Below are 12,748 nucleotides of genomic sequence, written 5' to 3'. Positions count from 1 at the left end.
TGACGATCAGCGAGCGACGTGCTCCGGGAAACGCACGATGGCCGCGAAGCCCTCGGCGTCCAGGGCCGCACCGCCGACCAGGGCCCCGTCCACGTCGGGCTGGGCCATGATCTGCGCGATGTTGTTCGCCTTGACCGACCCGCCGTACTGGATGCGGACGGCCTCGGCGACCTCGCTGCCGTACTTCTCGGCCAGCCGGGCACGGATCGCTCCGCACACCTCCTGGGCGTCGTCCGGCGTCGCGGTCTTGCCGGTGCCGATCGCCCAGACCGGCTCGTACGCGATCACGATCTGCTTGATCTGGTCGGTCTTGAGGTCCTCGAGCCCACCGTCGACCTGGGCGAGCACGTGCTCGACCTGGTTGCCGGCCTCGCGGATCTCCAGGCCCTCGCCGCAGCAGAAGATCGGGGTCAGGCCGGCCGCGAAGGCCGCCTTGATCTTCGCGTTGACCAGCTGGTCGCTCTCGTTGTGGTACTCGCGGCGCTCGGAGTGCCCGATCACCACGTAGGTGCAGCCGAGCTTCGCCAGCATCGAGCCGGCGATCTCGCCGGTGTACGCCCCGGACGCGTGCTGCGAGATGTCCTGCGCGCCGTAGCCGATCGCGAGCTTGTCGCCCTCGATCGCGGTCTGCACGGTGCGCAGGTCGGTGAACGGCGGCAGCACGACGGTCTCGACCGCCTCCAGCTGCTGCGCGTTCAGGCTCGCGGCCAGCTTCTGGACCAGCAGATTCGCCTCGAAGTGGTTGAGGTTCATCTTCCAGTTGCCGGCGATGATCGGCTTGCGGGTCACGTCACCCATCACTTCTCCAGAGCGGCGACGCCCGGCAGCGTCTTGCCTTCGAGGTACTCCAGGGACGCGCCCCCACCGGTGGAGATGTGGCCGAACGCGGACTCGTCCAGGCCGAGCGTGCGGACCGCCGCCGCCGAGTCGCCGCCGCCGACGACCGAGAAGCCGTCGATCTTGGTGATCGCCTCGGCGACGCCGCGGGTGCCCGCGGCGAACGGGGCCAGCTCGAAGACGCCCATCGGGCCGTTCCAGAACACGGTCTTGGCACCGGAGATGGCGTCGGCGAAGAGCGCGGTGGAGCGGGGACCGATGTCCAGGCCGAGCCGGTCAGCCGGAATTTCGGAGATGTCTGCAATATCGTGATCCGCGTCGGCGGAGAACTCCGTCGCCGCGACCACGTCGACGGGCAGCACGATCCGACCGTCGGCCTGCGCGAGAAGGTCCGCACACACCGAGATCATCTCGGTCTCCAGCAGAGACTTACCCACCTCGTGACCCTGCGCCTTGAGGAAGGTGAAGCACATCCCGCCACCGACGAGAAGCTTGTCCACCTTCGGCAGCAGCGCCTGGATCACGGCGAGCTTGTCGGAGACCTTCGAGCCGCCGAGCACCACGACATACGGCTTCTCGGGGGTCTCGGAGACCTTGCGCAGGACCTCGACCTCCTTGACGACCAGGCCACCCGCGTAGTGCGGGAGCCGGGCCGGCACGTCGTACACCGAGGCGTGCTTCCGGTGCACCGCACCGAAGGCGTCGTCGACGTAGAAGTCCGCGAACTTCGCCAGCTCGTCGGCGAAGGCGCCCCGAACCGCGTCGTCCTTCGAGGTCTCGCCCTCGTTGAACCGCAGGTTCTCCAGGAGCAGCACCTGGCCGTCCTGCAGCGACTCCACGGCGGCCGACGCGGAGGCGCCGACGGTGTCCGTCGCGAAGATCACGTCCGAGCCGAGCAGCTCACCCAGCCGGGTCGCCACCGGCGCGAGGGTGAACTTCGGGTCCGGCGCGCCCTTCGGACGCCCCAGGTGGGACGCCACGATCACCCGGGCGCCCGCGTCCCGCAGCGCGATCAGCGTCGGCAGCACCGCGCGGGCGCGGCCGTCGTCGCTGATGACACCCGGGTTTGCCTTGTCGAACGGGACGTTCAGGTCGGCGCGCACGAACACGCGCCGACCCGAGACACCCTCGCCGAGCAGGTCGTCGAGAGTCTTCATGGAAGATCAGGCCCCGACGAGCTGAACCAGGTTCACGAGGCGGTTCGAGTAGCCCCACTCGTTGTCGTACCAGCCGACGACCTTGACCTGGTTGCCGCCGATGACCTTGGTCAGGCCGGCGTCGAAGATGCAGGAGGCCGGGTCGGTGACGATGTCGGCCGACACGATCTCGTCCTCGGTGTAGACCAGGATGCCCTTGAGCGGGCCCTCGGCGGCCGCCTTGATCGCGGCGTTGACCTCGTCGACCGTGGTGTCACGGGAGGCGGTGAAGGTCAGGTCGGTGGCCGAGCCGGTGGGGATCGGCACCCGCAGCGCGAAGCCGTCCAGCTTGCCCTTCAGCTCCGGCAGGACCAGGCTGACGGCCTTCGCCGCGCCGGTCGAGGTCGGAACGATGTTCAGGGCGGCGGCGCGGGCGCGACGCAGGTCCTTGTGCGGGCCGTCCTGCAGGTTCTGGTCCTGGGTGTACGCGTGGATCGTGGTCATCAGACCCTTCTCGATCCCGATCGTGTCGTTCAGGACCTTCGCCATCGGGGCGAGGCAGTTCGTGGTGCAGGACGCGTTCGAGATGACCGTGTGCTTGGCGGCGTCGTACAGGTTGTCGTTGACGCCCATCACGATCGTGATGTCCTCGTTCTTGGCCGGCGCCGAGATGATGACCTTCTTGGCGCCCTTCTCCACGTGCGCCTTGGCCTTGGTGGCGTCGGTGAAGAAGCCGGTCGACTCGATCACGACGTCGGCGCCCAGGTCGCCCCACGGCAGGTTGTTCGGGTCGCGCTCGGCGAACGCCTTGAAGGTCTTGCCGGCGACGGTGATCTCGTCGGCGGTCGCCTTCACCTCGTGCGGCAGACGGCCCAGGATGCTGTCGTACTTCAGCAGGTGGGCAAGAGTGGCGTTGTCGGTCAGGTCGTTCACACCGACGATCTCGATGTCGGCTCCGGAGGCGAGAACCGCCCGGAAGAAGTTACGACCGATACGGCCGAAGCCGTTGATGCCAACCCGGATGGTCACAGGTGGTCTCCTCGTTTCGGTCCGCCGGATTCTGCGACCGGCGGAGGGTCTGTGCCCGCCGTGTCAGGGCTGGCACTAGGGGGCGTCCGGCCGCCGCGCCCGAAGGAGCGAGGTCGCCGCAGCAGAGACACATTGGCGGCGCGTCACAGCGGGGTTCGGCCGAACTGCCGGCACCGTCGCCGTCACCAGTGACCCTAGCCGAGACTCCCCGCCCCGACCGCAGCGGGGCGCGACCTGAACGTTACCTAATCCGGATCATCGCGAGGCCGGCCTCCGCACCGGGTGACCGGCGCGCCCCACGCCGATCCCCACAAGATCCACCAGCCCTTCCCGGTACGGCCACAGGTCCCGCCCCGAGCACGAGATCACGCCGCACACGGCCGCACCGAGCCGTCCACCCCACGTGACCGGAATCACCCCGAGATGTCCCGCGATTCGCCGCCGGTGAGATGGGCTCGGTTTTTCCGACGCCGCGGGGTGTGCGGCGTCGGAAAAACCGCGCCCATCTCACCGGTTACAAGGCGAATCGCCGCGGAGCGAAGCGGAGCCAGCCAGCTCAGCAGGCCATCATCTCCGGGGTGACGGCGGCCTCGGTGTCCGGGATTCCCAGGTCGCGGGCGCGCTTGTCGGCCAGCGCCAGCAGCCGCCGGATCCGCCCGGCGATGGCGTCCTTGGTCAGCGGCGGGTCGGCCAGCGCGCCCAGCTCCTCCAGCGACGCCTGCCGGTGCTCCAGCCGCAGCCGCCCGGCCGAGGTCAGATGGTTCGGCGCGTCCTCGGAGAGGATCTCCAGCGCCCGGGTGACCCGGGCGGCCGCCGCCACCGCAGCCCGCGCCGAGCGCCGCAGGTTCGCGTCGTCGAAGTTGGCCAGCCGGTTGGCGGTGGCCCGCACCTCGCGGCGCACCCGCCGCTCCTCCCAGGCCAGCACGCTGGAGTGCGCACCGATCCGGGTGAGCAGCGCGGCGATCGCGTCGCCGTCCTTGATCACCACCCGGTCCACGCCGCGCACCTCGCGCTCCTTGGCGGTGATCCCGATCCGGCGGGCCGCGCCGCGCAGCGCCAGCGCCGCCTCCGGCCCCGGGCAGGTGATCTCCAGGGCGCTGGACCGGCCCGGCTCGGTGAGCGAGCCGTGCGCCATGAAGGCGCCCCGCCAGGCCGCCACCGCACAGCACACGTTCGCCGAGACGACGTGCGGGGGCAGCCCGCGGACCGGGCGGCCGCGGACGTCGAGCAGGCCGGTCTGCCGGGCCAGGGCCTCGCCGTCCTTGACGATCCGGACGATGTAGTGGCTGCCCTTGCGCAGGCCACCGGAGGCGAGCACGTGCACCTCGCTGGGGTACCCGTACACGTCGGCGATCTCCCGGCGGAGCCGCCGCGCGACCGCCCCGGTGTCCAGCTCGGCCTCGACGACGACCCGGCCGGAGACGATGTGCAGCCCGCCGGCGAACCGGAGCAGGGAAGCCATCTCCGCCCGGCGACAGCAGGGCTTGGGCACGTCGACCCGGCTCAGCTCGTCTTTGACCGCTGCCGTCATCGCCATCGTGTTGTCACCTCATGCGCCGGATCTTGGACAGTGTGTGCCGCACTTACGCCAGTAATTAACGAGCGGCGCCCAATACTGGCACCAGTGCAACACCCAGTGCCTCAGGATCATGCCGTGGGCTTCCGTCCGCAACGGCGACGGGTGCCAATACCAGCTCGGCCCCCATCCGCTGGGCAGCGGCTCGGACCGGTTCCGGCTCGCCGGCCCATTTCTCGTCGGCCAGCACCGTGTCCACCCGCAGCTGGGGCAGGTAACCGTGCAGGGTGGCCAGGTGCGCGGCCGCCGACAGCCCGTGCGTCTCCTTGTCCGTGCCGAGGTTGAGGGTGACCAGCCGGCGGGCCGGGCTCGCCACGATCTCCCGGGCCAGGCCGGGCACCAGCAGATGCGGCAGCACGCTGGTGTACCAGCTGCCCGGCCCGAAGATCAGCCAGTCGGCGGCGCGGACCGCCTCCAGGGCCTGCGGGCAGGCCGGCGGGTCGGCCGGCTCCAGCCGCACCGACTCCACCCGGCCGTCGACGACCGCCACCGAGTGCTGACCCCGGATGGTCGACCGCCGCCCGGACCCGTCGGTGACGTCGGCCTCGATGCCGACCGCGTGCAGCGCCATCGGCAGCACCCGGCCGCGCGCGCCGACCATCGCGGCCGCGTGGTCCAGCGCCCGCACCGGGTCGCCGAGCATCTCCATCAGCCCGAGCAGCAGCAGGTTGCCCACCGTGTGCCCGGCCAGGGTGTCCTTGCTGCGGTCGGCCCGGCGCTCCAGCCGGGGCCCGCGGGCGGCCGGCGGCGCCGGGCTCACCCCGGGCTCGGACATCGCCACGAACCGGTGCTGCATCACCTGCGCGGTGAGCTGCGCGGTCGGGTCGTGGTCGGCCAGCGCGGCGAGCGCCTGCCGCAGGTCGCCCGGGGGCAGCAGAGCGTCCCGCTCGACCCGCAGACGCCCGCTGGAGCCCCCGTCGTCGCCGACCGTGACGATCGCGGTGATGTCCAGCTCCACCTCGCGGGCGGCGTGCCGCAGCGCCCGCAGCGAGGCGCCGAGCCCGTGACCGCCGCCGAAGGCCACGACCCGGATCGGCCGGGCCGGGGCGGTCACTCGCGCCCCAGGTCGCGGTGCGAGGCGTGTGCCGAGAGGCGCATGGCGCTCAGCCGCGAAGTCAACTCCTCGGTTATCGCCACGCTCCGGTGTTTGCCACCGGTGCACCCGATCGCGACAGTCAGGTATCGCTTGCCCTCCCGCTCGAAGCCGGGCGCGGTCGCCGCGATCAGGCCGGCGTAGGTCGCCACGAAGTCGGTGGCGCCCTCCTGGCCCAGCACGTAGCTGCTGACGCCCTCCTCCAGGCCGGTGTGCTCGCGCAGCTCCGGCACCCAGAACGGGTTCGGCAGGAACCGGGCGTCGAGCACGTAGTCGGCGTCCGGCGGCAGGCCGTACTTGAAGCCGAAGGAGAGCACGGTGATCCGCAGCTTGCGGGCGTCCTCCCCGCCGAACAGCTCCTCCACCCGGCGGCGCAGCTGGTTGACGTTCAGGTGGCTGGTGTCGATGATCACGTCGGCCTGCTCGCGGGCCTCCTCGAGCAGCTTGCGCTCGGCCGCGATCCCGTCGGCCAGCCGGCCGTCACCCTGCAGCGGGTGCGAGCGGCGCACCGACTCGAAGCGCCGGATCAGCACCTCGTCGTCGGCGTCCACGAAGACCACGCGCGGCGAGAAACCGCGCTCCTTCAGCGCGCGCACCGCGCCGGCCAGGTCGGTGGAGAACGCGCGGCTGCGCACGTCCAGCACCATCGCGGTGCGCCGGGCCGCGCCGCCGGCCGCGAAGGCCAGCTCGGCCATCTCCAGCATCAGCGCCTGTGGCAGGTTGTCCACCACGTAGAACCCGACATTCTCCAGGGCCCGGGCCACCGTGCTGCGGCCACCACCGGACAGACCGGTGACCACCACCAGATCGGTACCGGCCTCGTCCGGGTCGACCACGTCGTCGGTGCCGAACCCGGGCATCGCTTCCGTCACGCACGCCTCCCGCGTCGCTGCGCCCGCACCCCGCGGGCGGACGCTACATGGTAGGCCGATGGGTGGGCTCCCAGCCGCCGGACAGCGTGTCCGCCGGCGGTCATCGGCTCGTCTCGGTCTTCTCCGGGGTGGCCGGGTTCAGCGCGGCCAGCACCGCCTCGGCGGTCCGGCGGCCGACCCCGGGCACCTCGATGATCTCCTCCGGGGTGGCCGCGGCGAGCCGCTTCACCGATCCGAAGTGCCGCAGCAGCGCCTTGCGCCGGGTCTCGCCCAGCCCGGCCACGGTGTCCAGCGCCGACTCGGTCATCCGCTTGGCCCGCCGCTGCCGGTGGAACGTGATGGCGAACCGGTGTGCCTCGTCGCGGGCGCGCTGCAGCAGGTAGAGCGCCTCCGAGGTGCGCGGCAGGATGACCGGGAAGTCGTCGCCGGGCAGCCACACCTCCTCCAGCCGCTTGGCCAGGCCGCACAGCGCCACGTCGGTGATGCCCAGCTCGGCCAGGACCGCGGCGGCCGCGTTCACCTGCGGCTGGCCGCCGTCCACCACGACCAGCTGCGGCGGATAGGCGAACCGGCGCGGCCGGCCGGTCAGCGGGTCGATGCCGGGCAGGTCGGCGGTCTCCAGCTCGCCGGTCGCCTCCCCGGTCTCCTCGCCGGCCGGCTCCGGCTGGTCGCGCGGCGCCTCCGCCCCGGCCTGCGCCTTGTATCGGGCGAACCGGCGGCGCATCACCTCGCTCATCGCGGACAGGTCGTCCATCCCGCTGCCGTCCGGGTTGCCGCGGATCGCGAACCGGCGATATTCCGCCTTGCGGGCCAGGCCGTCCTCGAAGACCACCATCGAGGCGACCACGTCGGTGCCCTGGATCTGCGAGATGTCGTAGCACTCGATGCGCAGCGGCGCGGAGTCCAGCCCGAGCGCCTCGGCGATCTCCTCCAGGGCCTTGTTGCGGGTGGTCAGGTCGCCGGCCCGGCGCAGCTTGTGCCGCTGCAGCGACTCCCCCGCGTTCCGCGCCACGGTCTCCATCAGCGACCTCTTGTCGCCGCGCTGCGGGACGCGCAGGCTGACCCGGCTGCCACGGTGGGCCGACAGCCAGCCCTCCAGCGCCTCGGCGTCCTCCGGCAGGGCCGGCACCAGCAGCTCGCGGGGGACGTCGGCCTCGCCCTCGGACTCCCCGTACATCTGGGTGCAGAAGTGGTGGACCAGGTCGCCGGTGGACAGGTCCTCCACTTTCTCCACCACCCAGCCGCGCTGGCCGCGGACCCGGCCGTCGCGGACGTGGAAGACCATCACGGCCGCCTCGAGCGGGTCCTCGGCGAAGGCGACCACGTCGGCGTCGGTGCCGTCGCCGAGCACCACGGTCTGTTTCTCCATGGCCCGGCGCAGCGCCGCGATGTCGTCGCGCAGCCGGGCCGCCCGCTCGAACTCCAGCTCCTCGGAGGCGGCCAGCATGTCCTGCTCCAGCCGTTTCACGAAGGTGTCGGTGCGACCGGCCATGAAGTCGCAGAAGTCGTCGACGATGGCCCGGTGCTGCTCGGCGGAGACCTGGCCGACGCACGGGGCCGAGCACTTGCCGATGTAACCCAGCAGGCACGGGCGGCCGACCTGGCCGGACCGTTTGAAGACGCCGGCCGAGCAGGTGCGCGCCGGGAAGACCCGGAGCAGCAGGTCGAGGGTCTCCCGGATGGCCCAGGCGTGCGAATACGGCCCGAAGTAGCGGACGCCCTTGCGCTTGGCGCCCCGCATCACCTGCAGGCGGGGGAACTCCTCGTTGAGCGTGACGGCGAGGAACGGGTACGACTTGTCGTCCCGGTACTTCACGTTGAAGCGGGGGTCGAACTCCTTGATCCAGGAGAACTCCAGCTGCAGCGCCTCGACCTCGGTGCCGACCGTCACCCAGTCGACCGAGCCGGCCGTGGTGACCATCTGCTGGGTGCGCGGGTGCAGCGACCAGGTGTCGGCGAAGTAGGAATTCAGCCGGTTACGCAGGCTCTTGGCCTTGCCGACGTAGATCACCCGGCCGGCCGGATCGCGGAAGCGGTAGACGCCCGGAGCGTCGGGAATGGTACCGGGCGCCGGACGATAAGTGGACGGGTCTGGCACAACCACAACAGTAGTGCGTGGGACTGACAGAATTGCCCGACCGGAGGTCCGGTGCCGCCGCCACGGCGCCGGATCTCCGGCCTGCGCCCGCTGTCGCGTGGATCAGGCTGCGACGATCTTGTCGCCGTCCACCTTGACCTTGGTCTCGGCCAGCGGCTTCGGCGCCGGCCCGCCGGCCACCGAGCCGTCCTCGATGGAGAACTTGGCGCCGTGGCACGGGCAGTTGATGGTGCCGTTCTTGATCTCGCTGACCTCGCAGCCCTGGTGGGTGCAGATCTTGGTGAACGCCTTGAAGGTGCCCTGCTTCGGCTGCGTGATGACGTAGTCGCCGGAGATGATGCCGCCGCCGGCCGGCACGTCGGCGACCAGCGCGAGCGAGGCGCCGGCCGCGCCGCCGCCGCTGTCCCCGCCACCGGTGCTGCCGGAGTCGCCGGCCGCCGGGCCCTCGCTGCCGGCCGGAACCGGGTCCTTGGCGAAGTCCGAGCCGTTCGGGTTGGTGCCGGTGGTGTCGGTGCCGCAGGCGGCCAGGACCGCGGCGGCGCCGAGGCCGCCGGCGCCCAGCAGGACGACGCGGCGGGTGGATGCCGTGCCCGCCTCCTCGACCCGGTTTCCGGCTTCGGTTCCCGTCTGCACGTCAGTCATGTATCGCCCTCCAGTACCTGGTCCGCGCGCGGGTGACACGCGGAGTCGCCCGTGAGTACGCGGCCGCCACCGCGTTCGGTTCATGCGTGCGGCGAGATTAACCACCGCGAGGCGCGGCGTCTTTCCCCGTTTCGTACGGGTTCGCACGCCCGGTTGCTCCGGTCGACCCTAGGAGATCGGGATGACGGCGTCGCTATGAGTCACCTAAGAAATTTCTAAAATCAACTTTCCCGGAGTGGCGCATCGTGCTCCCACGACAGGGAGACACCGCCCGGCGCCCCGCGGTTCCCCACCGCGGCGACCGGCGGACGGAGAGCCTGACCCGGACGCGCGCGGCGGCCGCCTCCGCGTGGAGACGGCCGCCGCGCACCGCGTACCGGAAATGGGGTCAGACCGCGGCCTTGGCGCGTGACCTGGTGGCGCGGGCCTTCGTCCCCGCCGCCTTCGTCGCGCTCGCCTTCTCGCCGTTGGCCTTGGCGGCCCGGGCCACCGCGGCCGGCGACCCGGCGGCCTCCCCGCTCAGCCCCAGCACGTGCCGCAGGAACTGCCCGGTGTGGCTCTCCGGCACCTCGGCCAGCTCCTCCGGGGTGCCGGCGGCCAGCACCAGACCGCCCTTGCTGCCGCCCTCCGGGCCCATGTCGATCAGCCAGTCGGCGGTCTTGATCACGTCGAGGTTGTGCTCGATGGTGATCACCGTGTTGCCCTTGTCGACCAGGCCGTTGAGCACGATCAGCAGCTTGCGGATGTCCTCGAAGTGCAGGCCGGTGGTCGGCTCGTCGAGCACGTAGACGGTCCGGCCGGTGGAGCGTTTCTGCAGCTCGGAGGCGAGCTTGACGCGCTGCGCCTCACCACCGGAGAGGGTGGTCGCGGGCTGGCCCAGACGCACGTAACCGAGGCCGACGTCGACCAGGGTGCGCAGGTGCCGGTGGATGGCCGGGAGCGCCTCGAAGAAACCGGCCGCCTCCTCGATCGGCATCTCCAGCACCTCGGAGATGGTCTTGCCCTTGTAGTGCACCTCCAGGGTCTCCCGGTTGTACCGGGCGCCCTTGCACACCTCGCACGGGACGTAGACGTCCGGCAGGAAGTTCATCTCGATCTTGATGGTGCCGTCACCCGAGCAGTTCTCGCAGCGGCCGCCCTTGACGTTGAACGAGAACCGGCCCGGCCCGTACCCGCGCACCTTGGCCTCGGCGGTCTCCGCGAACAGCTTCCGGACGTGGTCGAAGACGCCGGTGTAGGTCGCCGGGTTGGACCGCGGGGTGCGGCCGATCGGCGACTGGTCGACGCCGACCACCTTGTCCACGTGCTCCAGGCCGGTGACCCGGGTGTGCCGGCCGGGAACCTGCCGGGCGCCGTTGATCTGGTTCGCCATCACGGTGTGCAGGATGTCGTTGACCAGGGTCGACTTGCCCGAGCCGCTGACCCCGGTGACCGCGATCAGCTGACCCAGCGGGAACGGGACCGTCAGGTTGCGCAGGTTGTGCTCGCGGGCGCCGTGCACCACCACCTCACGGCCCGGCGTCTGCGGGCGGCGGGTGGCCGGCAGCGGGATCGCCTTGCGGCCGGAGAGGTAGGCGCCGGTCGGCGAATTCTCGTTCGCCAGCAGGCCCTCGACGGTGCCGCTGTGCACGATCTGGCCGCCGTGCTCACCCGCCCCCGGACCGATGTCGACGATCCAGTCGGCGGTCCGGATGGTGTCCTCGTCGTGCTCCACCACGATCAGCGTGTTGCCCAGGTTGCGCAGCCGGACCAGGGTCTCGATCAGCCGGTGGTTGTCCCGCTGGTGCAGCCCGATCGACGGCTCGTCCAGCACGTAGAGCACGCCGACCAGGCCGGAGCCGATCTGGGTGGCGAGCCGGATGCGCTGCGCCTCGCCGCCGGACAGGGTGCCGGCGCCGCGGTCCAGCGACAGGTAGTCCAGGCCGACGTCGACCAGGAAGCGCAGCCGGGCGTTGATCTCCTTGAGCACCCGCTCGGCGATCATCTTCTGCCGGTCGTCGAGCTCGATGCCGGCCAGCAGCTCGGCACACTCGCCGACGGACAGGTTGCAGACCTCGGCGATGCTCTTGCCGGCCACGGTGACCGCGAGCACCTCCGGCTTGAGCCGGGCGCCGCCGCAGACCGAGCAGGGCACGTCGCGCATGTAGCCCTCGTACTTGTCGCGCGACCAGTCACTCTCGGTGTCGTTGTGCCGGCGCTCGATCCACTGCACCACGCCCTCGAAGCCGGTGTAGTAGGAGCGCTCCCGCCCGTACTTGTTGCGGTAGCGGACGTGCACCTGGTCCTCGGCGCCGTACAGGATGGTCTTCTGCACGGCGCTGGGCAGTGCCCGCCACGGGGTGTCCAGCTTGAAGCCCTCGGCCTTGGCCAGCGCCTCCAGCAGCCGGAGGAAGTACTCCTGGGTGGTGCCGCCGGACCACGGCTGGATCGCGCCCTCGCGAAGGCTCTTCTCCTCGTCCGGGATGATCAGCTCGGGGTCGACCTCCTTTTTCGTCCCGAGGCCGGTGCACTCCGGGCAGGCGCCGTAGGGCGCGTTGAAGGAGAAGACCCGGGGCTCCAGGTCCTCGATCGCCAGCGGGTGATCGTTCGGACAGGCCAGGTGCTCGGAGAAGCGGCGCTCGCGCTCCGGGTCGTCCTCCGGCAGGTCGACGAAGTCGAGCAGGACGATGCCGCCGGCCAGCCCCAGGGTGGCCTCCACCGAGTCGGTGAGCCGCTGCTTGCTGCTCGCCTTGACGCTGAGCCGGTCGACCACCACCTCGATGGTGTGCTTCTCCTGCTTCTTCAGCTTCGGCGGCTCGGTCAGCGGGTGGACCACCCCGTCCACCCGGGCCCGCGCGTAGCCCTTGGCCTGCAGCTCGGCGAAGAGGTCGACATACTCACCCTTGCGGCCGCGGACCACCGGGGCGAGCACCATGAACCGGGTGCCCTCGGGCATCGCCAGCACCCGGTCGACGATCTGCTGCGGGGTCTGCCGGCTGATCCGCTCACCGCAGACCGGGCAGTGCGGGATGCCGGTGCGGGCGAAGAGCAGACGAAGGTAGTCGTAGACCTCGGTGATGGTGCCGACGGTCGAGCGCGGGTTGCGGCTCGTCGACTTCTGGTCGATCGAGACGGCCGGGGAGAGACCCTCGATGAAGTCGACGTCCGGCTTGTCCATCTGTCCGAGGAACTGCCGGGCGTACGACGAGAGGGACTCCACATAACGCCGCTGGCCCTCGGCGAAGATCGTGTCGAAGGCGAGGCTGGACTTGCCCGAACCGGAGAGACCGGTAAAGACGATCATGGCGTCGCGGGGCAAGTCGAGGTTGACGTCGCGCAGGTTGTGCTCGCGAGCGCCACGAATAGTCAGTCGGTCGGCCACTACTAGCCTCTCCGTACAAGTGTTTGAAAGACGGCGAACACTCTAGCGACGGGGTATGACAATTTCCGTGCGCCCAGGTGCAGCGCCGCCCACATGCCGGACAT

General features: G+C 70.9%; 9 protein-coding genes. All 9 read right to left on the bottom strand.

What is annotated here, in order from left to right; genetic code table 11:
• Positions 1-6 precede the first annotated feature (6 nt).
• The 9 genes from tpiA to uvrA all read right to left on the bottom strand — a co-directional run bounded on the left by tpiA (position 7) and on the right by uvrA (position 12,644).
• Positions 7-798 (bottom strand): triose-phosphate isomerase, encoded by a 792-nt coding sequence (tpiA, locus tag BJY16_RS17000; RefSeq protein ID WP_185040393.1) that lies wholly within the window; start codon positions 796-798, stop codon positions 7-9.
• Positions 798-1,994: a phosphoglycerate kinase gene (locus BJY16_RS16995; protein WP_185040392.1), complete on the bottom strand. Its 1,197-nt coding sequence runs from the start codon at positions 1,992-1,994 to the stop codon at positions 798-800. The genes tpiA and BJY16_RS16995 overlap by 1 nt, the downstream gene beginning before the upstream one ends.
• Positions 1,995-2,000: 6 nt before the next feature.
• The gene (gene gap / locus BJY16_RS16990; protein WP_185040391.1) at positions 2,001-3,002 is read right to left on the bottom strand and encodes a type I glyceraldehyde-3-phosphate dehydrogenase; all 1,002 of its coding nucleotides are present in this window, start codon (positions 3,000-3,002) and stop codon (positions 2,001-2,003) included.
• 556 nt (positions 3,003-3,558) lie between these two features.
• The gene (gene whiA, locus BJY16_RS16985) at positions 3,559-4,539 is read right to left on the bottom strand and encodes a DNA-binding protein WhiA (RefSeq protein ID WP_185040390.1); all 981 of its coding nucleotides are present in this window, start codon (positions 4,537-4,539) and stop codon (positions 3,559-3,561) included.
• Positions 4,540-4,597: 58 nt separating this feature from the next.
• A complete protein-coding gene (locus BJY16_RS16980) occupies positions 4,598-5,632 on the bottom strand; it encodes a gluconeogenesis factor YvcK family protein (RefSeq protein ID WP_239176563.1) in 1,035 nt (344 codons plus the stop codon).
• Entirely contained in the window at positions 5,629-6,531 is a 903-nt protein-coding gene (gene rapZ / locus BJY16_RS16975) for an RNase adapter RapZ (protein WP_185046494.1), read from the bottom strand. The genes BJY16_RS16980 and rapZ overlap by 4 nt, the downstream gene beginning before the upstream one ends.
• A 112-nt stretch (positions 6,532-6,643) precedes the next feature.
• Positions 6,644-8,641, bottom strand: a complete 1,998-nt coding sequence (uvrC, locus tag BJY16_RS16970) for an excinuclease ABC subunit UvrC (protein WP_185040389.1) — start codon at positions 8,639-8,641, stop codon at positions 6,644-6,646.
• Positions 8,642-8,743: 102 nt separating this feature from the next.
• The gene (locus tag BJY16_RS16965; RefSeq protein WP_185040388.1) at positions 8,744-9,283 is read right to left on the bottom strand and encodes a Rieske (2Fe-2S) protein; all 540 of its coding nucleotides are present in this window, start codon (positions 9,281-9,283) and stop codon (positions 8,744-8,746) included.
• A 388-nt stretch (positions 9,284-9,671) separates the two neighbouring features.
• Positions 9,672-12,644 carry an excinuclease ABC subunit UvrA gene (uvrA, locus tag BJY16_RS16960; protein ID WP_185040387.1) on the bottom strand — a complete coding sequence of 991 codons (2,973 nt, stop codon included), beginning with the start codon at positions 12,642-12,644 and terminating at the stop codon, positions 9,672-9,674.
• Positions 12,645-12,748 lie beyond the last annotated feature (104 nt).

The sequence above is a fragment of the Actinoplanes octamycinicus genome (assembly GCF_014205225.1).
In the GTDB taxonomy this organism is placed as follows: Bacteria; Actinomycetota; Actinomycetes; order Mycobacteriales; family Micromonosporaceae; genus Actinoplanes; species Actinoplanes octamycinicus.
This window is presented reverse-complemented; position numbering and strand designations above follow the sequence as displayed.

Excerpts from the sequence above, each read along its gene's own strand:
- rapZ (WP_185046494.1), bottom strand. The coding sequence starts at position 6,531 with ATGCCCGGGTTCGGCACCGACGACGTGGTCGACCCGGACGAGGCCGGT.
- BJY16_RS16965 (WP_185040388.1), bottom strand. The coding sequence starts at position 9,283 with ATGACTGACGTGCAGACGGGAACCGAAGCCGGAAACCGGGTCGAGGAG.
- whiA (WP_185040390.1), bottom strand. The coding sequence starts at position 4,539 with ATGGCGATGACGGCAGCGGTCAAAGACGAGCTGAGCCGGGTCGACGTG.
- BJY16_RS16995 (WP_185040392.1), bottom strand. The coding sequence starts at position 1,994 with ATGAAGACTCTCGACGACCTGCTCGGCGAGGGTGTCTCGGGTCGGCGC.
- tpiA (WP_185040393.1), bottom strand. The coding sequence starts at position 798 with ATGGGTGACGTGACCCGCAAGCCGATCATCGCCGGCAACTGGAAGATG.